Genomic DNA, 24,761 nt, shown 5'->3' with positions numbered 1-24,761 from the left:
TCAGTCAACGGCACCGACATGACCGAAGTACCCCGCTTCCTGGACCCGAGGACGCTCTCCAGTCTCTCCTCCATGGAAATGCGCGCCCGCATCGTGGTCGAAGGGTTCGTTTCCGGCCTCCACAAGAGCCCGTACCGGGGTTTCGGCGTGGAGTTCGTGGAATACCGGCAGTATACGCCGGGTGACGACATCCGGCACGTGGACTGGAAAGCCGTTGCGCGGTCGGACCGGTACTACGTCAAGGAATACGAGGACGAGACGAACCTGCAGTGTGTGATACTCCTCGACCGCAGCGCGTCCATGGGTTACGGCGGACAGCCGGCCACGGCGACGACCGCACTGGACAAGCTCGAATACGGTTCCTACCTGGCGGCTTCACTGGCGTATCTCATACTGCGGCAGGGTGACGGGGTGGGACTCGTCACCTTCGACCGGGCCGTACACGACTACCTGCCGCCCAGTTCGAAAAACACCCAGTGGCACGCCATTCACTCCGCCCTGGATGGACTGCGCGCGGACGAAGGGACCGATATGGGGAAACCTCTCCACGAACTCGCCGAATCGATGCCGAGGCGGGGAATGGTCATCCTCATTTCCGATTTGATCGACGACGTCGAGCAGATGATGAACGCCCTGATGCACTTTCGCTTCAAGGGTCACGAAGTACTGGTCTTTCACATCGTCGACCGGGAAGAACTCACCTTCCCATTCAGCGAGACCGCACGGTTCGACGACCCGGAGACCGGCGAACGGATCACGGTTGCGCCGTCGGCCATCCGGGAGGACTACCTGGCGGCGGTAGAGGAATTCATGGAATCGATCCGGACCGGTTGCGCGAAGATCCAGGTCGACTATGAACGCATGGAGACCGACCGGCCGCTGGACTTCGCGCTTTTTTCCTATCTGAGCAGGCGCATGGTGAAAAGATAGAGCTTCACCCGTGCATCGCTCACGCAGGTACGCGTCATGGACCTGGCCTTCCTGAATCTCACGTTCCTCTTCGGCGCGCTGGGCGCCGCGGTACCGCTGATCCTGCACCTGGTGCGAAGGCAGCGGGCCGGGATCCACGTGTTCAGCATGGTCCGTTTCCTCGTCTCGTCCCAACGGGCCATTGTCCGGCAGCAGCGATTCCGCCGCCTCCTGCTGTTGCTGCTGCGCATGGCGGCCTGCGCGCTCCTGGCCGTGATTTTCGCACGGCCCTTCCTTCGGGACCAGGAGGAAACCGTCTTCGCGGGCACCCAGCCTGAAGCGGTGGCCATCCTGGTCGACACCTCCTACAGCATGGGATATGGGAACCGCATCGCCCTGGCGAAGAGACAGGCGGCCGATATCCTGAACGATCTGCAGACCGGTGACCAGGCGGCGCTGCTGACCTTCGCCGTCCAGGCACAGGTCGTACGGGAGCTTGGGTCGAACCAATCCGAACTGCCCGTGCTGCTGGACACCGAAGTCAATGCGACTTACCAGGCGACGGACTACGTGGAGGCGTTGCGCGCCGCCGACGACCAGTTAAGCGGGTCGGACTTCGACCGCCGGACGGTCTACCTCGTTTCGGATTTCCAACAGTCCGGCTGGAATCCACGGTCCGGGGGATGGAGGCTCAGTCCGGGCATCCAGCTCCGGATGATCGACGTGGGCGACGCGCAGGACGAAAATTCCGCCGTCACCGGTGTGGAGATCCCGACCGTTGCCAGCGGGGAATCGTCGGCCTTCACCAGCGGAGTGTCGTCGGCCGCACTGGACGGAGAAGGTCGTACGCCGAACGGGGAGGCACGCACGCCGGACGGGGAGGCACGCACGCTATCCGAGGGTGGCCGTATCCTGGAGGTGGCTGTCCGGATAAGAAACTTCGGACAAGCACCCTTCCGGGACGAGGTCACGCTCCGGGTCAACGGGATCGAGACCGGGAAGCGGCGGGTCGACATTCCCCCGCGCTCCGGCCGGGTTGAGCTCTTCCGGCAGACTTTCGGATCGGCCACGAATACGGGCGAAGTGATACTGGGGGCAGATGCGCTCCCGGTGGACAACCGATTTTACTTTACCGTGAACGCGCCTACGCCCGTGCGGGTCCTCTGCCTGGAGGAAAGATCGCGGCCGGACCGACCGTCGGAGGCCGCGTACTACCTGTCCCAGGCGCTGTCGCTGCGCCTCGACCCGCCGGTCGTCGTGGACGTTCGGTCACCGGACGTGCTGACCGCCATCGATCCGTCGGAATACGACGTGGTCGTCTCGGCCAACCTGTCCGTCCTGCCCAGGGCCGCGAAGGACAGACTGACCGGGTACGTGCGATCGGGCGGCAGTCTGATAATCGCCTTGAATCCCGCCGTATCTTCGGGTATATTCAATTCATCCTTCGGCGAACTGCTGCCGGGACGCATTGCATCGCTTTCGTCGCCGGACAGCCCGCGAGACCGGTACCGTTTGCTGACGGACGTGAATTATCAGCACCCTGTCTTCCAGCCCTTTTCCGGTCCCCGGCACGGTGATTTCGGAACGGTACGATTCTACCGCACAGCACGGTTCGAACCGGACTCCTCGGCGTCGGTCCCGGCTCGTTTCGATGACGGCGCCGCCGCCGTCGCGGAGAAGCCCCTGGGAAACGGCCGCACGTTCCTGGTCCTGTCCACCTTCGACCTTGCGTGGACCGATTTTCCCATACGGGAGGTGTTCGTTCCTTTTCTGTACGAGAGTATAGACTACCTGGCCTCCCGCGGATCGATGCACGAGCGCGGGGCCGGTTTGTACCGCCTCGCGGGGGAGGCCGTCAGGCTGCCGGACGACGCGCAACACGTGGAACTTCCATCCGGCGAGCTGGTCCCGGTGGAAACGTCCCGGTCGGGCAGGAAGCTGTTCACGCAGACGCGTCAACCGGGGTTGTACCGGGTGCAGTCGGCGGTAGGGCGGCAGACCTTCGCGGTCAACCTCGACACCCGTGAATCCGACTTCACCAGGATGGACGCGGAAGCCTTCGCCGCGGCCCTGATCAATCCCGTGGCCGTGAGTCCGGAAGCACGGGAAACCGAGTCGCAGGACCGGTTGGTCCGGGACGCCGAAGTTGAACGCCGCCAGGGGCTCTGGTGGATCCTGGGATTCACGCTCATCGCCCTGGTCCTCGGAGAGACCCTGCTGGCGAATCGAACGCACAGGTGATCCATGTCGACGGAACGATCCATCCTTCAAGATGCCCTGCGTAGCGTACTTCGCCGTTGGCGTGCCATGCTGGTCTTCCGCGGCGTCTCGGTCATCGCGATCACCGGGGTCATGCTCTTCCTCATCGGCGTGACGGTCGTTCATTTCTTCGACCCCGGTGGACTGGCCAGGGTCCTCTTCCTGGCCGCCACCGCTGGGATCCTCGGCTGGCTGGCTTTCAGGTTTCTGCTCGCGCCGCTCCGTCAATCGCCCACGGACCTGCAGATCGCCCGTTATATTGAAGAACGGCATCCCGCGCTGAACGACGCCCTGGTCAGCGCCGTGGAATACGGCGACGCGCAGCTCCGGCGACCCCAGAAGGACCTGATGGACCAGGTGCTGGAGTACGTAGCCGGTTATACCGAGCAGATCGAATACAAGAAGATCGTGGACCGCAGGCGCCACGCCCGCCTTCAGGCTGCCGCGGCCGGCGCCGTCCTGGTCCTCGCCGTCATGATCCTGATTGAACCCGGCTATTTCGGCCGGTCCGCCCTCCGCCTGGTATCGTGGACCCAATTGGAACCGGCCCTGCCCGTCGGCATACGCGTGGAACCCGGTGACGTGCGGGTGAAACGCGGCGACAGCCTGACTGTCACCGCCATCCTGGGCAGCGGTCTTGCCCCGGATCCGAGCCTGTTCGTCCGGTTCGGACAGGACGAAGACTGGTCGACACTGGATCTGTATGGGACGGACGGCGAGCGGACCTTCGCCGGCGATATCCACGGGATCGGTGAGAACGCTCGGTACTACGTCGCCGTCTCCGAAACCCGGTCGGGTGAATTCCAGATTACCGCCATCGATCCGCCCTATGTCGAACGGATCGACGCCAGGTACGCATTCCCGGACTACATGGAACTCGTCCCGAAGACCGAGGAAGACCGCGGAGACATCACGGCGCCGGTGGGCACGCGGGTCGCCCTGCGCATCACGGCGAGCAAACCGGTGGTATCCGGCGCGATGCGCTTCAGCGACGGCCGGTCCCTTGAACTGGAAGTGGCCGGGGAGGACCTCGAGGGTGCCTTCGTCGTGCGCGAGGACCTTTCCTACTCGATACACGTGGTGGATTCAGACGGCATCGCGAACGACGACCCGGTGGAGTATTACGTCCGGGCGCTTCAGGACCGCGCACCCCGGGTGGCCATCCTCGAACCGGAGCGAGACACGCGGGTTTCCCCCGTCGATGAAGTCCTGATACGCGCCGAGGCCGAGGATGACTTCGGCCTGGCGTCCTTTTCCCTCAACTACGCGGTGAACGGCGGCGACGAAGTCGTCGTGGACCTGGGCGCATTGCAGCGCGAATCGAGCGGCACGGTCTGGGAGGGAGAACACGTGGTTTACCTCGAGAACCTCGGGGTCCAGCCGGGAGATTTCGTCGCCTACTACGCGGAGGCGGGCGACCGCAGGACTGAAGCCGGCACATCCGCGACGGATATCTACTTTATCGAGATCAAGCCATTCGATGCAACCTACCGCCAGGCTGAAGGCGGAGGCGGAGGCGGCGGGGGAGGAGCAGGGGACGACGTGATGCAGACGAGACAGCTCTCCCGCAAGCAGAAGGAGATCATCTCGGCGACGTGGCGGGTTAAGCGGACGCTCGCGGCGGAACCCGGTACCCGGGTGGAAGGGGACCTCGAGGCCATCGCGGCGGTCCAGGACGAACTGCGGGGGCAGGTGGAAGAAGCGCTCATGTTCATGCGTTTCATGGTCGGCATCTCGCAGGAAGCCATGAAGATGGTCGAATCGCTGGAACTGGCGCAGACGCCGATGGCGTCGGCTTCCGAAGCGCTTCGTTCAGGTGAAATCGACGAGGCACTTGCCCACGAACGCGAGGCGCTCATGTACCTCACGAGGCTCGATGCGCAGATGCGGGAGTTCACGGTGAGCCAGCAACGCAGTATGTCGGGCAGGGCGCCACTCGACCTGTCGGACACCTCCGAACTCGAGCTGGATGACGAGCGGAACAGGTACGAGGTCCCTGACCAACCGGCCCTGGAACGGGAACGGGAACAGAGCATCGACGAGCACCAGCAACGGGTCCAGGACCTGGCCCGGCGCCAACAGCGCGTGAATGAGCGGATTCAGAAGCTGGCGGACGACGAAGAACGCCCGGAAGCCGAGCGCCGGAGGGAACTGGACCGGCTGACCAGGACCCAGCGGGATCTCAGGGCGGAGACGGAGGAGATCGCCCGGTCGCTTTCCGGAGCCAGGAATCCCTCGGACGCGCGCGGCACGCAATCAGGAGCGCAACGTCCCATGCTGGACCAGGCGGACCGCGACCTGCGCGAGAGTTCCGAGTCGATGGGCGAATCAATCGAGCAACTGCGCAGGGACCGCCTCCAGACGGCGGCGGAAGGCGGCGCCCAGGCCGCGCGGCATCTGGCCGACGCGTCCAGCCAACTGCAGCGGGCACAGGGTGCGTCGCTGGAGCGGCTGGCGCGGGAAGCCGTAAAGCAGGCGGACCAGCTTGCCGTCCGGCAGGAGCAGCTCGAACGGAACGTCAACGCGCTGAAGGAGGAGAAAGAAGGCGGATACGAAGGCATTCTCAATCGCCTGGACGCGATCGATTCACGGCGCGGCGGGTTGGACGAGTCATCGAAGGAGCGGCGCCTGGACCGGTTCCTGCGCGATCGGATGAGGGGTCTGGAGGGGGCGAAGGAGGAAATCCGTTCGGATCTCGAACGTCTCGAGAAAGACCTGGAATTCCTCGCCAGGAGTTCGTCCCGGGTGCAGCCCGAGACGGCGGCGGCAGCGGACCGGGCCGTCGAGATGATCGATGAGGAACGGTTAAGCGAAGAGATCGAGCGGTCGAAGCGCCTTTTGAACCGGAATTCCCTGGACCAGTCCGCCCGAACGGAGGCGGAGATCTCCGCGGTGCTGGACCGGCTCGCAGAAATGGTCCGCACCGCGCGGGACAAGTTGATTACCCGGGACATGGACCACCTCGCCCGGACGCAGGACAGCGCGCGGGAAGCCATGTCCGACTGGCAGGAACTGCAGCGCCGGCTCTACCGGTTGAACCGCGGTATTCCCAATTCAGAGACGCTCGATCAGATCTCGAGGGATTACCAGCGTCAGCTGCAACGCCTTCGGGACCTTTCGGGACAGGTCCCGCAGATGTCCCGGGAGTCGCGCCAGCTGCAGGACGACCTGGACCGGGCGCTCGCCCTGGGTGACGAACCGTGGAAGATCGACCGGGGAGCATGGAACGAGCTCCACCTGAACATGGCCCGCAGTCTCGTGGACTACTACGATGGCCTGCGGGCGGAAGTCCGGGACATGCGCCGGAGCGAACGGCTCTACCTCGCCCGGGAAGAGGATGTCCCGCCGGGGTACCGGGACCTGGTGAACGACTATTTCGAGAATCTATCCAGGAATGGGAACCGCAACTGAAGACCCTGCCGTTGGTCCGGTTCCCGGAGACCTTCGTCCCTGTCGCGACAACATGCCCACCGCATTGATCACCCACCCCGACTTCCTCCTGCACGATACAGGTCCCTATCATCCTGAGCGGCCCGGTCGCATGACCTCCGTGCTTGCCCACCTGGGCGTGTCCGGCGACATGCCCGCCGGCGCCCAGCAGGCCGGCCTGCTGGGCCTCTCGCCCGCGCCGGCCGACGAGGCGCGGATCAAGGCCGTCCACGACGCGGCCTATGTCGACGCCGTAGTCGACTGGTGCGGTAGGGGATACCGGAATCTGCCCACTGGCGACACCACCGTTTCCTCGGCATCCGAGAACGTGGCCAGGCTGGCCGCCGGCGCGGCCATGCGGGCGGTCGACGCGGTGTTGACCGGGGAAGCGGACCGTGTATTCTGCGTCGCCCGGCCTCCCGGTCATCACGCCGAATCCGACCGGGGAATGGGTTTCTGCATCTACAACAACGCCGCCGTCGCGGCTCGGTACGCCCAGTCGCAGTTCGGGGTGGAACGGGTGGCTGTGCTGGACTGGGACGTCCATCATGGCAACGGGACCCAGGAGATTTTCGAGGAAGACCCGTCCGTGTATTATCTCAGCGTTCACCAGTCGCCCCTCTATCCCTTCACCGGCGCGGAGCGGGAGAAAGGCACGGGAGAAGGTACGGGTTACACGTTGAATGTGCCGGTCTCCGCAGGATCCGGCGACGAGGTTTTCGTCGATGCTTTGCGCGGCACGATCCTGCCGGCCATGAAAGCATACAGCCCGGATCTCCTCATCCTTTCGGCGGGGTTCGACGCCCACGTGGACGATCCGCTCTCCGGTACCCTGGTCACGGATGCGGGTTTCCAGGTCATGTCCCGCCTGGTGCTGGACTTCGCGGAAGACGCGTGCGGGGGCCGGCTGGTTTCCCTCCTGGAGGGCGGCTACGACCTTGAAGCCCTGGGCCGGTGCGCCGCGGACCACGTAGGCATAATGAACGCCTGAATGCCGGTGGGCCGGCATGGGGCATAGCGGGGGCGTTCCCCCTGACAGCGGGAGTCGAACGGTGCAGTACAGAAACCTGGGGCGAACCCGACTGCGCGTTTCCGAAGTCTCCCTCGGCACGGTCGAGCTGGGCATGGAGTACGGCCTGAAGGCGGAGGGCGAACCCGGCGTGCCCGCGGAGACCGACGCCCGGAATCTGCTCAACCGGGCGATCGATTCAGGCGTGAACTTCATCGACACGGCGGCGCTGTACGGAAACAGCGAGGAGATCATCGGCCGGGCGCTCGGGGGCCGGCGGTCCGAATATGTGCTCGCCTCCAAGTGCGTGCACCGGCTGGAAGAAGGACTGGACTACGCCGAATCGAGGCGGAGCATCGCCGCGTCCATCGACCGGAGTCTGTCAAGGCTCCAGACCGACCACATCGACCTGCTGCAGGTACACGGCCGGGACCTGCTCGAGCTGGAACTTCGAATGATCCGGGACGGCGAGGTGATGGAAGAGCTCGACCGGGCCCGAAAGGCGGGCAAGGTCCGGTTTGCGGGTTACTCGTCCTACAGTGAGGAGGCGGCGCTGGCGGTCATCGAGGATGGTCGTTGGGACACCCTGCAGATCCCCTGCAATATCCTGGACCGCCGCTACCTGGAACGGGTCATTCCGGAGGCGCAACGACAGGGCGTGGGCGTCATCGTGCGGTCCGTGCTGCTGAAAGGCGCCTTGACCGAGAAGAACAGGTTCATGCCTGAAAGGCTGAAGCCTCTTGTCGCGCACATCGACCGGCTGGTCGAAATCCAATCCGCGACCCGATACAGCCTGCCCGAACTGGCCCTGCGCTTCGTCCTGTCTATCGCGGAGATCTCTACCGTAATCGTCGGCGCCGACAGGATGGCATACCTGGATGAAGCCGTCTCTGTGTCGGACGGCCGCGGCCTTAGCGAGGAGATTCTGCTGGCATTGGAAGATATGGCGCTGGACGATCCCTACCTGCTCAATCCAGGGAACTGGGGCATTCCCTGAACGCCGTGGTTCAAGTGGAGTGATCTGGTTGTCCGCGAAATCCGCGGGTCAGTCCATTCTGCGGTATACCCCGACCACCTTGCCCACGATGGACACCTCATCGGCGATGATGGGTTCCATGGTCGGATGGGCGGGCACGAGTTCGAAGCGGTCGTTGCGCCGGTAGAATCGCTTGACCGTGGCCTCGTCGTCCAGCAGCGCGACGACCGTTTCGCCCGTCTCGGCCACGGGCTGCTCACGGACCAGAACGTAGTCTCCGTCCATGATGCCGTCTTCGATCATGCTGTCCCCGTGTACCTCGAGGGCGAAGACATTCCCGTCCTGCTTCACCATGCCTGTCGGAAAAGTCATGTATTCCTCGACGTTCTCTTCGGCGAGAATCGGCAGCCCGGCGGCTACACGGCCGAGGACGGGGACCCGGACGACGCCGCCGGCACCCGGTGCGGAGGCATCCCTGGACCCCACGATTTCTATCGCGCGAGGCTTCATGGGATCGCGGCGGATATAGCCCTTTTTCTCGATCGCCCGAAGGTGGTCGTAAGCTGCGCGAGTACTGATTCCAAACTGTTGCGCGATCTCCCTTACACTGGGTGGATACCCTATCCGGCCGACCTTTTTGCGTATAAAATCGTATACGTTCTGTTGCTTGGTCGTTAGCGCTTTCATGAAGTTGAACTCCCTGGTGCATTATACGCGAGGTTTTGTACTTCTTTGTGCTTCTTTGTGCTGCTTGAGGGTCAATGTCTGCAAAATATACACAACATACGGTTAGTCGTCAAATAAAAAAACGAATTTCCTTCGTGGCCATGTCGTGATTCCTCGAATCGCCGTATACCCGGGACGTTGCGAAGAACGGTACAAAGTACGGTGCAAAAAACCACGTGCACAGGCCGCTGGCCGGCATGTATATTGAACCGACCGAATCACGGCCTGATGAACCGGAGACCGCCATGCCTGTAAATGAAATGATCCAGACCATGCTGGAGGAACTGCGTCAGATCGCCGATACCGAGGTGCACGTGGGCAAGCCGATGCAGATCGGCGATGCCTGGGTGGTTCCGGTATCCAGGCTGTCCCTTGGTTTCGGCGCCGGGGGATTCGGCGGCGAGGACAACCAGAAGAAGGGAGCCGGCGGCGGCGTATCGGTCGAGCCGGTCGCCTTCCTGGTCATCCAGCAGGACCGTGCGCAACTGCTGCACATGAACTCGCCCAGCAGCCCCATGGGCAAGTTGCTGGACATCATGCCGGACGTCATCGAGGAATTGAAGAGGTATACCCGCAAAGGTAACGACGTCGATCAGTAGACCAGGGGCGCCACGGTCTTGGAAATCAGCGCGACAGCTACCGTGGCCATGCCTACCAGCCCCGTGCCGCAAGCGTAGCCGGCCGCCAGGACCGGCGTGTACCGCATCCATCTCCGCCTGCCGAATTTCCGCTCCATGTAATACCTGCCCAGCAACGCGCCCAGAAACTGCGGGATGAAGGCGTGGGGCACCGTGCCCACGCTGGCAATCATGCCGAAGATCAGCATGACGGGAAGGTTGAAGGCCGCCAGCACGGCGTAGGCCAGGACGCCGAAAACCGCGCCGCCGGCCATGTAGGGGATTTTCAATGCCTCGATCAGGTAGCTCGACTCGAATCCCGATCCTGCGGTGCTGGAGTACCACAGCGCCTGCATCGTGGCCTGCTGCTGCCAGAACTTCTGCGCGTAGGGATAGGCCTGCGACGGAATCGGCGCGAGTCCCCATACGAAATGCCAGAACAGCAGGCTGCAGACGAGCAGGACCGGGATCATGACCAGTTCCGCCTTCAGCACGCTCGTGAACCGGGTGCCGGTCAGCTCGACCTCGCGAAAGGCCTGGGCCTGGCCGCCGTAGTTGAAAATGGGAATCGGCGCGAACCAGATGTCCACCCCCTTGTATCCGCTGAGAATGAACGTGGCCTCCTTGATGAGGGGGAACTGCAGATCGGCGCCCGTGATGGCCCGCAGGCGGGCGCTCGCATACGAGCTGAGCGGGGTATAGAAGAAACCGTAGAACACGAAGAATAGGATAGGGAACCCGGGCACCAGGCGCCAGCTCAGGACGACGTAGCCCACCGTGAGGAGCAGGAAGGCGCCGAAGATCACGGACATGGGGAAATCCCCCCGGCCGGGCGGCGTCAAAGGCCTGGACGAACCGGTACCGGCGTCTGATCCTTCGCGCCTCGCTCCGCCGGACCGTTTTCTGAGACCGGACAGGATGCTCCATCCACCGATCAGCGCGACGGCGAATCCCGTACCGATGCGAACGCTCATCCAGAAATCGATATCGTTGACGAGCGTGGTCTGGATGGCGTCCATGCCCGGCGACCAGGTGCGCAGGATCCCGAAATCGTAGAGCAGCGGGTTGACGACCACGGTAAGCAACGCGCCGATGGCGGAACCGACCACGATCCAGAAGGGCAGCACGAACCCCGTCAACACCGGCCCCAGTCCCAGTTCAACCGCCATGGCCGCGGCGGGCAGAATGTTCTCCGTGTTGCGCGTCAGGTCGGCGAAAGGAATGGGAATCAGCGTGATCGGCTCTGCCAGCAGCGCGCCCGTGACGGCCGGTATGCCGATGTAGAACGCGCCGAAAACGAGTCCCAGCATGGCCCCGATGCTGAAGGCGCGCCAGCGCCACGATTCCTGTCCCGCGGAACTCTCCGCCAGGGCCGTGGCGCCCTCCGCCTGGATCGGGGCGAGGGGGAAGGGCAGCCGTTCCACGTCGGCCGTTACACGGAAAAGTCCGTAACCCAGGGTGAAAGCGCTCGCCCGGTTAAAGATGTGGAGCACGGCGATGAGCATGATCGGCACCAGCCATTCCCCGTGCAGCAGCGTGCGCAGTACGATGGCTTCGGAATCCGCGCCGGGAGAGATCCAGGAGGGGATCTGGTCATCGATGCCGAAGGCCCGGGCACCGGGGGACTGGACGAAATACTGGTACCAGATGAGTTGGGCGAAGGGACCGCCGGACAGCGCCAGCCCCACGCCGGCGGTGAGGCTGGCCGCCACGTAGTAAAGCATGTAGATTTCCTGGCGGCTGAGCGTGGTGAAGGACCGGCGCGCGACTTCGATGAACAGGATGATCGTGGTCCATTCCGCCGCAGGCCCGAGGCTCTGCCCCGCGATCAGGTTCAGATAGATAGAGCCCGGGATCATGAACAACCCAAGAAAGACGATCCCGATGACCGTCTTTACATTGAACCCCTCCTCGTAGACCTGGGGATGGTCGGAAAAGGCGGAGGCTGACAGGTCGTCCTTGACGAGGGTCATGCCCTGGCGCTTTCGTTGGGGTTATGGATCCGCGGAGGGTTCGGCGTCGGGCAGTTTGAGCCAGACGTCAGTGACGCTGAAAAACCTGCCCGAGACGTGGCGGATCTCCTCGGAGTTGCGGACCAGTCTCAGGCCGTCGAACGTAAAGCGGTCCTCGTACTGCTGGTTGTCATCAGTCACGAAGTAGAACACGTTGTCCAGCACGCTCCAGCGTCCGTTCTGGATATTGACCGTCGTGGAATCCGATACGATGGTCGTATCGACCTGGCCGTACCGGCCGTCGGTACTTAGGCGGAGGCGTCCGCGTACCAGCGGGGGTACCAGCACGATCCGTTCTTCCGTTCTGCCGGAATCCGTCTGTATGGTGGTGTTGACCGTTCGGCTTTCGAGATCGTAGTTTCCCACGAGGGGCCTGGCCACGTTGCCGGGACCGACTGCATCCGCGCTGCACCCCGCAATCAACACGCTGAAGAGCACACCGTAACTCAGTATCTGCTTGATCAAGGTTATCTCCGGCGGGTAGACCATAGAATGGCGTCACGGAATGGCGCCACGGGATGGCGTACGGCATGGTGCAAAGTTCGATGTATTCCGGCGACGATGCGAACCGGTTTCGCACGTTCGGATCACCGCTCCGGGACGATTGAGATTATAGGCAAGCCCCCTGTGAACGTCAAGCGATTACAGGTTCCCCCCGGGCGGCATATTTCGCTTGACGTTTACCGGCCCGCGGATTAGAAGTGATGGGCATTTGGCAGGTGGAACTCCCGTGGCTGCATGGAGACGAATCACGAGGCTGCGGCAGGAGGCCTGGAAGCGCGTTCCGCCGCGGCATCGACGCGGTGGACCTTACTTTCCTGTAACGGTAAAGTGACCGCACTCTAGAGGCGAAATCCCATGACGGCGCTCAAGGCGGGCATCATCGGATGCGGCAACATCAGCAGCGTGTATTTCGAGGCGGGACGCAAGTTCGAGGCTTTCGACGTGGTCGCCTGCGCCGACATGATCCCGGAACGGGCGCGGGCCAAAGCCGCCGAATACGAAGGCGTGGAAGCCCTTACGGTGGAAGCCCTGCTTGACGATCCCTCCATCGAGATCGTCATCAACCTGACCATTCCCGCCGCCCATGCCGAAATCGCCCGGGCCGCGCTGGAACATGGCAAATCGGTGTATTCGGAAAAACCCATGGCGATCCGTAAGGAAGACGGCCGCGCCTTGCTCGATCTCGCGAAGCGCGCCGGCAAGCTGGTGGGCGGGGCGCCCGACACCTTCATGGGCGCCGGCATACAGACCTGCAGGAAGCTCATCGACGACGGCTGGATCGGCGAACCCGTGGCGGCCACGGCCTTCATGCTGAGTGCGGGGCACGAAAGATGGCATCCCGATCCCGCCTTCTTCTACAAGCCCGGCGCCGGGCCCATGCTGGACATGGGGCCGTACTATGTCACGGCCCTGGTCAATCTGCTGGGACCAGTCGCCCGGCTTACGGGCGCTACGCGCATCACCCACCCCGTGCGCACCATAACGAGCGAGCCCCTTCGCGGCGGACAAATCGAGGTCGAGGTACCCACGCACCTGGCGGGCCTGCTCGAGTTCGAAAGCGGCCCAGTCGGGACGATCGTGACCAGTTTCGACGTATGGCACCATGAGCTGCCCTGCATCGAGATCTACGGATCGGAGGGCTCCCTGAGCGTGCCGGATCCCAATTCCTTTGGCGGGCCCGTGAAACTGCGCCGCGGCGGCGCGGAAAACTGGACCGAGATGCCCCTGAGCCACGGTTACGAGGAGCAGAGCCGCGGCCTGGGCGTGGCGGACATGGTCTACGCCTTGCGCTCGGGCCGCCCGCACCGGGCCAGCGGCGAACTCACCCGCCACGTGCTGGACGTCATGCTGTCCATCGAGGAATCGTCGGAATCGGGACGGCACATCTCGCTGGAAAGTACCTGTGCCCGGCCGGCCCCGTTGCCGCTCGGGCTGGCACCTTATACGCTGGATCCTTAGCCCTGTACGCTGGATCCCTGGCCCTGTACGGTGGATCCCTGGCCCCGTGCCTGGATCCCTGACCCTTCCCTGGTTCCCTGGCGGAACCGGCAAGGAAAGTGGATACTAAAACCATGCCCGAGTACCCCGTAAGAACCCTGTCCGATCTGCTGCCGCGCCTCGAAAGGCTGATGGGCCGAATCGAAACGCTGGTCTCTGCCTACACGGAAGGGCGGAGCGGGCCGACCGGGCGAACCGGGCAGTCCGGCACGTCAGACGACGCGTTCGCCGGCTCCATCGCGTTCCGGTGGGGGAAGCGTGGAGAAAGGGGCTGCCTGGAACCGATCGTGCACCCCGACCTGGTGGACCTGGCCGATCTCTTCGGCCTTGACCGCGAGATCGGGATCCTGGAGCGGAACACCCGCCAGTTCGTGCGGGGGATGCCCGCGAACAACGTGCTGATCTGGGGCGAGCGCGGAACCGGCAAGTCTTCGGTGGTGAAGGGCCTCCTGGCCCGGTTCGCCGGCGAGGGCCTGCGCATGATCGAGGTCCGCCGGCAGGACCTGACGGATCTGCCCGAGATCGTCGAACTACTGTGGGACCGGCCCGAGCGTTTCGTCCTGTTCTGCGACGACCTGTCCTTCATGGAAGACGAATCCATTTATCTCGAGCTCAAGGCGCTCCTCGAGGGCAGTCTTACCGCACGGCCCGACAACGTGCTCGTCTACGCCACGTCGAACCGCAGGCACCTGATGCCGGAGAAGCTCGCCGACAACACCTTTCGGTTCAGTCCGGACGACGATGAAATCCACCCCCAGGAAACCGTGGATGAGAAGGTCTCGCTGAGCGACCGGTTCGGACTGTCCATCGGTTTCTACCGGATCACCCAGGACACCTATTTCCGGATCGTCCGCCATCTCGCCGATCAGCGCGGTCTCGACATGGACGCGGGACTGCTGAGACGGGAATCCCTCCGGTGGCTTCAGCGCGCCAGCGGCCGTTCCGGCCGGGTGGCGCGGCAGTTCGTGGACGATCTCGAGGGACGATTCAAACTGGGCGAATTACCGTAGATTCGGGGCCGGTCCAAACTGGGCGAACCGCTGTAATTTCCGACCCGCCACGATATTTCGGAAACCGCATTTCTTTCCCGCTTGACACGTTATTTTGCACGGCCTAATTATGTAGATTGGATTTTTCTCGATAACCGCTTATTGAACCCGTGTGTAGCCGGGTGCCCGGTTTTGCGGCTATTTCGATTTCGCAGTCAACAGTTCAAAGTAAACAGCAAAGGAGTGTGTCTTGCACGCATTCGATTACGCCACGCCTGAAAGCGTGGCCGATGCGGTCGTGATGCTCAGCGATCATGGGAAAAACGCCTGTGTGCTCGCGGGCGGTACGGACCTGATCGTTCAGCTCCGGGAGAACCGCAGGCGGACCGACCTCGTGGTGGACGTCAAAAGCATCGCGGAGTTGAACGCGTTGTCCTACGACGCCGCGACGGGCCTCACGATCGGGGCGGCCGTACCCTGCTACCGGATCTACGGAGACGCGGAAATCGCCGCGGCCTATCCGGGACTCATGGACGCGGCCAGACTGGTGGGCGGCACGGGGATCCAGGGCAGGGCCAGCCTGGGTGGGAACCTGTGCAACGCCTCCCCGGCGGGTGATACGATTCCCCCCATGATCGTCCTTTCCGGCGAGGCGGAAATCGCCGGTCCGAACGGGACGCGGAAAGTGGCCGTGGAAGACTTCTGCACGGCCCCCGGCCGTACCGTGCTGGAGGACGGCGAGTTCCTGGTGTCGCTCCATTTCCCGGCACCGGCACCGAACTCCGGCGCCTTCTACCGCCGCTTCATCCCCCGCAACGAGATGGACATCGCCGTGGTTGGCGTCGGCGCGTCCGTCGTGCTCAGCGAAGACCGGTCCTCGTTCGTGTCGGCGCGCATCGCCGTCGGCGCCGTGGCACCGACGCCCCTCTTCGTGCGGGAGGCCGGGGACGCCCTGGCCGGACAGCCCGTTTCCGACGAATCGATTGGGCGGGCGGCCGACCTCGCCCGCGACGCGGCCCGGCCCATCAGCGACATGCGGGGCACCGCCGAATACCGCAAGCATCTGACCAGCGTATTGACGCGCCGGGTTGTGGAAGGCGCGGTTCAACGAGCCAAGGAGTAGCCGTCGATGTCGAAAAAAGTACATGTACAGACCACCATAAACGGGGAAGCCGTCGATTTCCTCTGCGAACCGCGCAACAGCCTGCTCGAAGTGCTCCGCGACGACCTGGATCTCACCGGCGCCAAGGAAGGGTGCAATAACGGCAACTGCGGGGCGTGCAACGTGATCATGGACGGCAGGCTGGTCAACTCCTGCTGCGTGCTGGGAGTCGAAGCCGACGGGTGCGAGATCACGACCATCGAAGGCATCGGGTCCGCCGCCAACCTCCATCCGCTGCAGCAGAAGTTCCTGGAGCACGCGGCGCTGCAATGCGGAATCTGCACGCCCGGATTCATCGTTTCCGCCAAGGCGCTGCTGGACGAGAACCCGAACCCCACAGAAGACGAGGTGCGTTACTGGCTGGCCGGCAACCTGTGCCGCTGCACGGGGTACGACAAGATCGTCCGTGCGGTCCTGGACGCCAGGAACGGCGCCTGACCGGTCGGTTCATGGACCGGCTGAAGTGATCTGAAAGCAATGACTCAACGGAGGGAACAGACGTGTCACAAAACGGACATAAGGTCATCGGCACCCGCCCGATTCGCCACGACGGGGTGGACAAGGTCACCGGCCGGGCGATCTACGGCGCCGATATCCAGCTGACGGGACTGCTGCACGGCGCCATCAAGCGCAGCCCCCATCCCCACGCGCGTATCAAAAACATCGATACCAGCCGCGCGGAAGCCCATCCGGGCGTGCGGGCCGTCGTTACCGCCCACGACCTCCCGCAGATCGCGGACAAGCTCGCCGACCTCGGGGAGGCGATCGTCAACCTGCGCGACGCCAGCAATAACGTGCTGGCCTACGGCAAGGTCCTGTACAAGGGGCATGCCGTCGCCGGCGTGGCGGCGATCAACCTGCACGTTGCGCAGGAAGCGGTGGAACTGATCGACGTGGAATACGAAGTGCTGCCCCACGTCACAAGCGTGCTGGAGGCCATGGAGGACGGCGCGCCGATCCTGCACGAGGACATGAAAACCACGTCCATGGGCGAGGAGACGGACAAGGTCAGCAATATCGCCAACCACTTCCAGCACAAGATGGGCGAACCGGACGACGGTTTCGCTGAAGCCGACGTGGTGATCGAACGGGAGTTCACGACCCAGACCGTCCACCAGGGCTATATCGAGACCCATAACGCCACGGCCCACTGGAACGAAGAAGGCCAGCTCACGATCTGGACGAGCACGCAGGGCGCCTTCTCGGTACGGGACCAGATGGCCGAAATCCTCCAGATGCCCGTTTCGAAGGTCAAGATCGTGCCCCTCGAGATCGGCGGCGGCTTCGGCGGCAAGATCTCCGTCTACCTGGACCCGGTCGCGGCGCTGCTGTCGAAGCGGACCGGTCACCCGGTGAAGATGACGATGACCCGCGACGAGGTCTTCGAGGGGACGGGCCCGACGCCGGGCTCCTACCTGAAGGTCAAGATGGGCGCCACCAACGACGGCCGGCTCACGGCCGCCACGGCCTACATGGCTTACGAGGCTGGCGCTTACCCCGGCTCGCCGGTCGGCGCGGGCGCGGGCTGCATTTTCACGCCCTACGACATACCCAATGTCCAGATCGACGGGTACGACGTATGCGTGAATAAGCCCAAGACGAACGCCTATCGTGCGCCGGGCGCCACCAACGCGGCCTACGCCACCGAAACCGTCGTGGACGAGATCAGCGAGAAGCTCGGCGTGGACCCGCTCGAGTTCCGGGTGAAGAACGGCGCGAAGGAAGGCACCCGCCGGGCCGACGGTCCCGTGCACCCGCGCATCGGCTGCATCGAGACCACGGAAGCCGCCCTCAACAGCGAACACTACCGGTCTTCCCTCGCCAGGTCGGGGAACGGCAAGGTCCGTGGCCGGGGCGTCGCCTCGGGTTACTGGTTCAACTTCAACGGAGGACGATCGGCCATCTCCGTCAGCATCAATCCCGATGGAACGATCAACATGCTGGAGGGTTCCACGGATATCGGCGGCACGCGGGCGTCCATCGCCATGCAACTGGCCGAAACCATCGGCCTCGAGGCCACCGACATCAAGCCCTACGTCGTGGACACGGACTCGATCGGCTATACCGACGTGACCGGCGGCAGCCGCACGACCTTCGGTACCGGCTACGCCGCCCACGCCACGGGCCAGGCGCTTATCCGGGAGATGAAGGAAAGGGCGTCCAAGCTCTGGGACGTACCCGCCGACGCCATCGACTTCGAGGACGGTGTCTTTTCCTACCGGGATGACGCCGAGAAGCGGGGCAGCTTCAAGGAACTGGCGACCCAGGCCGGCGATGCCGGCGGTCCCGTGGTCGCCCAGGTCAGTACGAATCCCGACGGCAGCGGAGGCGGCGCCTTCGCCACCCACGTCGTGGACGTGGAAGTCGACCGGGAAACGGGCAAGGTGGATATACTCCGGTATACCGCGGTGCAGGACGCCGGGACGGCCATTCACCCAAGCTACGTGGAAGGCCAGATGCAGGGCGGCGTGGTGCAGGGCATCGGTTGGGGACTGAACGAGGAGTACATATACAACGACGAAGGTTCCATGACCAATGCCAGTTTCCTGGACTACCGCATGCCCACGACCCTCGACCTGCCCATGATCGAGACCATTATCGTGGAAGTGCCCAACGAGTCCCATCCCTACGGCGTCCGGGGCGTCGGCGAAGTACCGATCGTACCGCCGCCGGCCGCCCTCGCCAACGCCATCTACAATGCGACGGGCGTGAGGCTGCGCGACCTGCCCATGTCGCCGCCCCGGGTCCAGAAGGCCCTGGCGGAGAACGGCGGGTAGGCGCGGAGCTGGGAAGCGTTTTGAAGGGAAGACGCTGAAGGGAAGACGCAAAGGGCGGGAGAAGGAGTTTCCCGCCCTTTTGCTTTAGTTGAAAGTCTTGCCGGATCCCGATCTTTCTGAGCGAACCTGACTTCCTGAAAAACCACATAGCAACGGAAGCCGATCCATGGCCACCATCTACATCCCGTCCCTCATGCGCGATCTGACCGGCGGCAAGGAGATCATCCAGGTCGAAGGGGCTGACATGCGCCAGATCATCGCCAACCTCGAGGCGGCCTACCCGGGCTTTAAGCAGAGACTGCTGGAGGAAGGAACACAGCGGATAAAACCCAACATCGCGGTCATGATCGATGGCCGGAACGCCCGCCGCATCCTGCTCGACAAGGTGAACGAGAAGAGCGAGATCCACTTCCTGCCGGCGATCAGCGGGGGGAGTTAAGGGGGAGTTTACAGCTTGCGGTTCAGCTTGAGCAGGTGATCGACGGTCAGTACCTTGTTGGCCGCGGGATCTCGTTGGCCGGCCGACTTCCGATTCGCCGGTTTCTTTCTCCGGTTCTTGCGTGAGACTACCTTCCCTGACGCTTCCGTCTTCCCGGTCGCAACCGTCTTCCCTGAGCCTTCCACTTTCGGGGTCGCGTCCGCACTATCCGATTTTTCCGCCTTCCCTTCCGCACTCGTTTGCGCCGCTGACTCTACATTTCTTCCGTCGGCCCGACCATCCTGCCCACGCTTCGATGGCCGGCGCCTTCGCCGGCGCTCGGGTTTCCCGTTGGCCCGTTCCTTGCCCTCCCGCATCGACAGCGAGATCCGGTTTCGTTCATGGTCCACGCCGAGTACCCGTACCTCGACCAGTTGCCCCACCTTGACGGCTTCGCCGGCATGTTTTACATAACGGTCCACGAGCTGGCTGATGTGCACGAGCCCGTCGAGATGAACTCCGACGTCCACGAAGGCGCCGAAGTTCGTGACGTTGGTCACGACGCCGTTGAGCCGCATCCCCTCCTTGACTTCATCGATGCTATTTACCCCTTCGGTGTACTGAACGGGCTTGAACTCCTCGCGGGGGTCGCGCCCGGGCCGCGCCAGTTCTTCCAGGATATCTTCGAGCGTAGGCAGCCCCACGATATCGTTCACGTAGGTATCAAGCTCGATACGGCCGCGGACTGCTGAATCGTCCATAAGCTCCTTGACGCTGCAACTTTGATCGGAAGCCATCCGGTCTACGATTTCGTAGCTTTCGGGGTGCACGGCACTGGCGTCCAGGGGGTTCTCACCGTTCCCGATCCTCAGGAAACCCGCGGCCTGCTCGAAGGCCCTCGGACCGAGGTTCGGCACCTGCTGCAGATCCGTCCTCGAAGCGAAGGGACCCGCTTTCTCCCGATGGGCCACGATGTGCTTCGCCAGCGCGGGCCCGATGCCGGAGACGTAGGAAAGGAGTTGTGCGCTCGCCGTGTTCACCTCGACGCCAACGTTGTTCACACAGCTCGTCACCACGTCGTCCAGGCTTTTCTTCAGCGAGGCCTGGTCGACGTCGTGCTGGTACTGCCCGACGCCGATAGACTTGGGATCGATCTTGACCAACTCGGCCAGGGGATCCATGAGCCGGCGGCCGATGGAGATCGCCCCGCGCACCGTGACGTCCAGCCGCGGGAATTCCTGCCGGGCTTCGGCCGACGCCGAATAGACCGACGCGCCGCTTTCGTTCACAAGCACGATGGACGGATCCCCTTCAAGTTCGATCGTACGGAGGAACTGGGTGGTCTCCCGGCCGGCCGTCCCGTTGCCCACGGCGATGGCATCGAAGTCGTACTGCTCGTGCAGGGACCGCACGGTCCGGGCTGCCCTTTCCTTCTTCTTGTCCCCGGAATGGGGAAATATGCTGGCGCGATCCAGCAGTTTGCCCTGCTCGTCGAGGCAAACGACCTTGCAGCCCGTGCGAAAACCGGGGTCGATTGCCATGATGCGGCGCCGGCCCAGGGGAGGCGCCATCAAAAGCTCCCGCAGGTTCCGCGCGAATACGAGGGTCGCCTCCTGCTCGGCTTTCTGCCTGACAAGAGACCTCAGCTCCGTTTCGAGGGAGAGCGAGAGCAGGCGGCGGTAACCGTCGGTAACGGCCAGGCGGACCTGACCGGACGCGGGACCTTCTCCTTTGACGAACTGCTCCTCGAGTCGCGCGATCGCCTCGCCTTCCGGCGGGGCAATGGTCATGCGCAACACATCTTCTTTCTCGCCGCGCCGCATGGCGAGCACACGGTGGGAAGGCGCTTTCACCGCCGGTTCGGACCAGTCGAAATAGTCCCGGAACTTGATCCCCGACGATTCCTTCTCCGCGACTACCGTGGACCGGATGACCGCCTTTTCGTGGAACAGCCGGCGCAGGGCCGACCGTGCCGTCGTGTCCTCGTTGATCCATTCGGCGATGATGTCGCGCGCGCCGGCCAGGGCGTCTTCGGCGGTTTCGACTTTCTTCTCCGGGTCGACGAAGGCCGCAGTCTCCGCTTCCAGGTCCATTTCCTCCTGCCGGAAGATACGCTCTGCGAGAGGTTCCAGGCCCCGCTCCCGGGCGGCCGTGGCCCGCGTGCGCCGTTTCGGCCGATAAGGGAGGTAGGTATCTTCCAGTACAGTCAGGGTTTCCGCGGCGCGTACCTTCGATTCCAGCTCGTCCGTGAGCAGGGCGCGGTCCTTCAGCGAGGCAAGGATCGAGGTCCGGCGCTTCTCCAGTTCCCGGAGCTGGCCGATCCGGTCGCGGATCGCCGTAACGGCCACTTCGTCGAGCGAACCGGTCCTTTCCTTGCGGTAACGCGCGATGAAGGGCACCGTGGCTTCTTCGTCCAGCAGGCGCGCTACGGCTTCCACCTGCTCGGGCCGGATCCCAAGTTCACCGGATATCTTCGTGATGTGCGTGTCGTCACTCATGTAAGTTATTGACCTCGCCCGCCGGCTCAATCACCCAGGATCTCCTTCAGGCGCCGGGCTACCCGTTCCGGTTCACCCGCCTTCAGGCAGACCGGACCGAAGAGCACGATGCCTTCGGACACTCTCCCGGTATTGACCTGGATGGGAGGATCGCCCGCCTGCAATTCGAGGACCACGTCCAGGGCGGTCTTGCCCGCCACGGATTCGTCCAGTTTCAGTACGGCCATCGGTACCTCGCTGGGCCTGCTGTCGGTATCGATCGTGAACCGGCCCCCGGGAATAGCCCCCGTGGCGGAGACGAGTTCGACCATGCGGTCCCGCCACGCCGCGGCGCGCGCGTCCAGATGTTCACCGGCAAAGCGCTCCATCGCGGTCAGCAGTCCCACGATCTGTTCCTTGCCGACCTTGCAGGGTCTCCCGATGCCGTGATGGGGCGCGCCGGGCAGGATCGACTTGTCGATGAGGGATTCCGGTGGATTCCACTGTGGCTTCAGTACGTCCATGTCCAGGTGTTGAAGCGCTACGCACATGATGAGGTCCCGGCGGCCGCAGAGAATGCCGGAACCCTGGGGACCTCCGATGGCCTTGCCGCCGCTGAAGGCCACAAGGTCGGCCCCCTGCGATATGTAAGCCTGAAGGTTCGACCGTGGCGGCAACTGCCCGGCGGCATCGACGATCACCGGTACGCCGCGGGCGTGGGCGACTTCGACGACTTCCTCCAAAGGCGGCAGGGAACGGGGATGGGCGACGTAGCACACGGCAGCCGTGCGCTCCGTGATGGCATCGGCGATCTCCCATGCTTCGGTGTCCCGCACGCCGGCCCCGCTGTACCGGTCCGCGATCCCTACCTCCACGAGCTTTACGCCGACGGACCGGATCGCGTGGTCGTAGAAATTCCGCTGGCTGCGGGACATGATGACTTCATTCTTCATGCCCTCCGTGTCCGGCAGCCGGTTCATCTTGCCGGGGTCCGGGCCGGTAACGCAGGCCGCGGTGCCCAGGAGGAGTCCCGCGGCCGCGCCGGAGGTGACGTATCCCGCTTCCGCTCCGGTGATCTCCGCGATCACCGCGCTCGCGCGGGCCTGGAGTTCGGCGATGTCGACGCAGTACTGTGATGCCTCACGCATGGCGTCGGCGACTTCGGGATCCATGATGCCGCCGCTGAGACGGGTGGACGGACCCGAAGCGTTGATGATCGGCCGGACGCCGATGCGTTCGTAGATGTTGGGCATGCAGAACCCTGGCATGAATCGAAGGATGTTGTTACGAAAGCGCCACTAATCCTATTACATCGATCCGTGGTTTGCAACCTGTTTTTTCGCCGTGACGGCCGGTGCGCTCCGATCCGCCAGTAATGAATTGACTTGGCCCATCGTCAGGGGTACTTTATACGGGCGGAAATGCCATCGCGGTGTGGCGCCGAACCCCATGCCGGTCCCCGTACCGATCCGAAACTTTTCCAGACTGTAACCCAATGGCTCACAAAGACTTAAATTCGTTCGTCGATCTGCTTGGAGAAGAAGGGGAGTTAAAGGAGATCTCCGTGGAGATCGATCCCGAGCTGGAGATCAGCGCCATCGCGGACCGCGTGGTCAAGCAGAACGGGCCGGCATTGCTCTTCACCAACGTAAAGGGCCATTCCGGCATACCGGTGCTTATCAATACCTTCGGGTCGAAACGCCGAATGGAGCTCGCTCTGGGTACGGATGACCTGGACGACATCGCGGCCGAAATCGCCGACCTGATCAATCCCCAGGTACCCGCCTCCCTCGCGGGAAAACTGCAGCTCTTGCCCCGGCTTGCCCGGTTGAAGGATACCCAGAGCAGGACCGTGCGCAATGGCCCCTGCCAGGAGTTAGTCGAGACGGACACGGCGTCTCTCGAGAACATTCCGGTCATAAAGTGCTGGCCAGGTGATGGCGGAAGGTATATCACCTTTCCCCAGGTCATCACGAAACACCCCGTAAAGGGCACGCGAAACGTGGGCATGTACCGGCTCCAGATATTTGACGGGAAAACCCTGGGACTTCACTGGCAACGGCACAAGGGCGGCGCACATCACTACCGCGTCGCGGAAGAGATGGGCGAGCGGCTGGAAGTCGCCATCGTGCTCGGACCCGATCCGGAAACCATGTACGCCGCGACGGCGCCCCTGCCCGACGAGATCGATGAGTACATGCTGGCCGGATTCCTTCGCAGGCAACCGGTCCAACTGGTGAAGTGCCACACGGTGGACCTGGAGGTGCCGGCCAACGCCCAGATCGTCCTGGAAGGCTATGCCGAACCCCACGAACGGCGCGTGGAAGGGCCTTTCGGAGATCACCAGGGCTACTACTCGCTGCCCGACGAGTACCCCGTGTTCCACCTCACCGCCATCACGCGGAGAGAAGACGCCATCTACCCGACGACCATCGTCGGGCCGCCGCCGCAGGAAGACGGGTGGCTCGGGAAGGCCACGGAACGCATCTTCCTCCCGCTGCTCAAGACCACCCTGCCGGAAATCGTGGACATCGACCTGCCCGTCGAAGGCATATTCCACAACCTGGCGATCGTGTCCATCGACAAGCGCTATCCGGGCCATGCCCGGAAGGTGATGCACGCCCTCTGGGGCCTGGGCCAGATGATGTTCACCAAGGTGATTATCGTGGTGGACAGGGACGTGGACGTGCATGATATGCGGGAGGTCGTCTGGCGGGTCGGCGTTGCCATCGATCCTAAGCGGGACCTGCTGATCAGTGAGGGGCCCTGCGACGTCCTGGATTTCGCCGCGCAGACCGCCGACGTGAGCGGCAAGCTGGGCATCGACGCCACCGAGAAATGGCCGGACGAGGGATTCGACCGGGGTTGGCCGGAAATCCTGCGCATGCCCGAAGAAGTCGACCGGCGCATCGACAAGCTCTGGCCGGAACTGGATCTGTAACCCGGTCGAGGCTGGCGATGGACGACCCGTTTCGATCCACCGGTTACGGTTCCGGCGTA

Annotated in this window: 18 protein-coding genes; 13 read left to right on the top strand and 5 right to left on the bottom strand. The window is 63.6% G+C overall.

Features of this window, described 5'->3' with window-relative positions; genetic code table 11:
• Nucleotides 1-18 precede the first annotated feature (18 nt).
• The 5 genes from OXH56_01805 (at nucleotide 19) to OXH56_01785 (ending at nucleotide 8,603) form a co-directional block, all read left to right on the top strand.
• The gene (locus OXH56_01805) at nucleotides 19-930 is read left to right on the top strand and encodes a DUF58 domain-containing protein (protein MCY3554034.1); all 912 of its coding nucleotides are present in this window, start codon (nucleotides 19-21) and stop codon (nucleotides 928-930) included.
• 36 nt (nucleotides 931-966) lie between these two features.
• A complete protein-coding gene (locus tag OXH56_01800) occupies nucleotides 967-3,150 on the top strand; it encodes a BatA domain-containing protein (GenBank protein ID MCY3554033.1) in 2,184 nt (727 codons plus the stop codon).
• A 3-nt stretch (nucleotides 3,151-3,153) separates the two neighbouring features.
• Nucleotides 3,154-6,579, top strand: a complete 3,426-nt coding sequence (locus tag OXH56_01795) for a hypothetical protein (GenBank protein ID MCY3554032.1) — start codon at nucleotides 3,154-3,156, stop codon at nucleotides 6,577-6,579.
• A 52-nt stretch (nucleotides 6,580-6,631) separates the two neighbouring features.
• On the top strand, nucleotides 6,632-7,588 hold the full coding sequence (locus OXH56_01790; protein ID MCY3554031.1) for a histone deacetylase: 957 nt from the start codon (nucleotides 6,632-6,634) through the stop codon (nucleotides 7,586-7,588).
• 61 nt (nucleotides 7,589-7,649) lie between these two features.
• Nucleotides 7,650-8,603 (top strand): aldo/keto reductase, encoded by a 954-nt coding sequence (locus OXH56_01785; GenBank protein ID MCY3554030.1) that lies wholly within the window; start codon nucleotides 7,650-7,652, stop codon nucleotides 8,601-8,603.
• A 48-nt stretch (nucleotides 8,604-8,651) separates the two neighbouring features.
• Here OXH56_01785 and lexA read toward each other — a convergent pair whose 3' ends face one another.
• Nucleotides 8,652-9,269, bottom strand: a complete 618-nt coding sequence (gene lexA, locus OXH56_01780) for a transcriptional repressor LexA (GenBank protein ID MCY3554029.1) — start codon at nucleotides 9,267-9,269, stop codon at nucleotides 8,652-8,654.
• Between the two features lie 284 nt (nucleotides 9,270-9,553).
• Here lexA and OXH56_01775 point away from each other — a divergent pair, with 284 nt between their 5' ends.
• Nucleotides 9,554-9,907 (top strand): spore germination protein GerW family protein, encoded by a 354-nt coding sequence (locus OXH56_01775; protein ID MCY3554028.1) that lies wholly within the window; start codon nucleotides 9,554-9,556, stop codon nucleotides 9,905-9,907.
• On the opposite strand, the gene OXH56_01770 is transcribed toward OXH56_01775, so the two are convergent.
• Both OXH56_01770 and OXH56_01765 read right to left on the bottom strand, forming a co-directional pair.
• The gene (locus OXH56_01770; protein MCY3554027.1) at nucleotides 9,901-11,898 is read right to left on the bottom strand and encodes a peptide transporter; all 1,998 of its coding nucleotides are present in this window, start codon (nucleotides 11,896-11,898) and stop codon (nucleotides 9,901-9,903) included. The genes OXH56_01775 and OXH56_01770 overlap by 7 nt on opposite strands.
• 21 nt (nucleotides 11,899-11,919) lie before the next feature.
• Nucleotides 11,920-12,402 carry a hypothetical protein gene (locus tag OXH56_01765; protein MCY3554026.1) on the bottom strand — a complete coding sequence of 161 codons (483 nt, stop codon included), beginning with the start codon at nucleotides 12,400-12,402 and terminating at the stop codon, nucleotides 11,920-11,922.
• Between the two features lie 393 nt (nucleotides 12,403-12,795).
• Between OXH56_01765 and OXH56_01760 the strand changes: the two genes are divergently transcribed.
• The 6 genes from OXH56_01760 to OXH56_01735 all read left to right on the top strand — a co-directional run bounded on the left by OXH56_01760 (nucleotide 12,796) and on the right by OXH56_01735 (nucleotide 19,305).
• Complete coding sequence (locus tag OXH56_01760) at nucleotides 12,796-13,899, top strand: Gfo/Idh/MocA family oxidoreductase (GenBank protein ID MCY3554025.1); 1,104 nt, start codon at nucleotides 12,796-12,798, stop codon at nucleotides 13,897-13,899.
• Nucleotides 13,900-14,012: 113 nt separating this feature from the next.
• Nucleotides 14,013-14,948, top strand: a complete 936-nt coding sequence (locus OXH56_01755) for an ATP-binding protein (protein MCY3554024.1) — start codon at nucleotides 14,013-14,015, stop codon at nucleotides 14,946-14,948.
• 229 nt (nucleotides 14,949-15,177) lie between these two features.
• A complete protein-coding gene (locus tag OXH56_01750; protein MCY3554023.1) occupies nucleotides 15,178-16,050 on the top strand; it encodes a xanthine dehydrogenase family protein subunit M in 873 nt (290 codons plus the stop codon).
• 6 nt (nucleotides 16,051-16,056) lie between these two features.
• Nucleotides 16,057-16,527: a (2Fe-2S)-binding protein gene (locus OXH56_01745; GenBank protein MCY3554022.1), complete on the top strand. Its 471-nt coding sequence runs from the start codon at nucleotides 16,057-16,059 to the stop codon at nucleotides 16,525-16,527.
• 62 nt (nucleotides 16,528-16,589) lie between these two features.
• Nucleotides 16,590-18,866 carry a xanthine dehydrogenase family protein molybdopterin-binding subunit gene (locus OXH56_01740; GenBank protein ID MCY3554021.1) on the top strand — a complete coding sequence of 759 codons (2,277 nt, stop codon included), beginning with the start codon at nucleotides 16,590-16,592 and terminating at the stop codon, nucleotides 18,864-18,866.
• 166 nt (nucleotides 18,867-19,032) lie between these two features.
• Nucleotides 19,033-19,305, top strand: coding sequence for a MoaD/ThiS family protein (locus OXH56_01735; GenBank protein ID MCY3554020.1), 273 nt, complete (start codon nucleotides 19,033-19,035; stop codon nucleotides 19,303-19,305).
• 8 nt (nucleotides 19,306-19,313) lie between these two features.
• Here OXH56_01735 and OXH56_01730 read toward each other — a convergent pair whose 3' ends face one another.
• Nucleotides 19,314-21,782 carry a Tex family protein gene (locus OXH56_01730; GenBank protein MCY3554019.1) on the bottom strand — a complete coding sequence of 823 codons (2,469 nt, stop codon included), beginning with the start codon at nucleotides 21,780-21,782 and terminating at the stop codon, nucleotides 19,314-19,316.
• A gap of 26 nt (nucleotides 21,783-21,808) precedes the next feature.
• Nucleotides 21,809-23,014 carry an aminotransferase class V-fold PLP-dependent enzyme gene (locus OXH56_01725; protein MCY3554018.1) on the bottom strand — a complete coding sequence of 402 codons (1,206 nt, stop codon included), beginning with the start codon at nucleotides 23,012-23,014 and terminating at the stop codon, nucleotides 21,809-21,811.
• 242 nt (nucleotides 23,015-23,256) lie between these two features.
• Between OXH56_01725 and OXH56_01720 the strand changes: the two genes are divergently transcribed.
• Complete coding sequence (locus OXH56_01720; protein MCY3554017.1) at nucleotides 23,257-24,702, top strand: menaquinone biosynthesis decarboxylase; 1,446 nt, start codon at nucleotides 23,257-23,259, stop codon at nucleotides 24,700-24,702.
• Nucleotides 24,703-24,761: the final 59 nt, after the last annotated feature.

This window comes from Gemmatimonadota bacterium (assembly GCA_026702745.1).
Taxonomy (GTDB): domain Bacteria; phylum JAAXHH01; class JAAXHH01; order JAAXHH01; family JAAXHH01; genus JAAXHH01.
The sequence above is the reverse complement of the archived record's forward strand: the minus strand, read 5'-3'. Positions and strand labels throughout refer to the sequence as shown.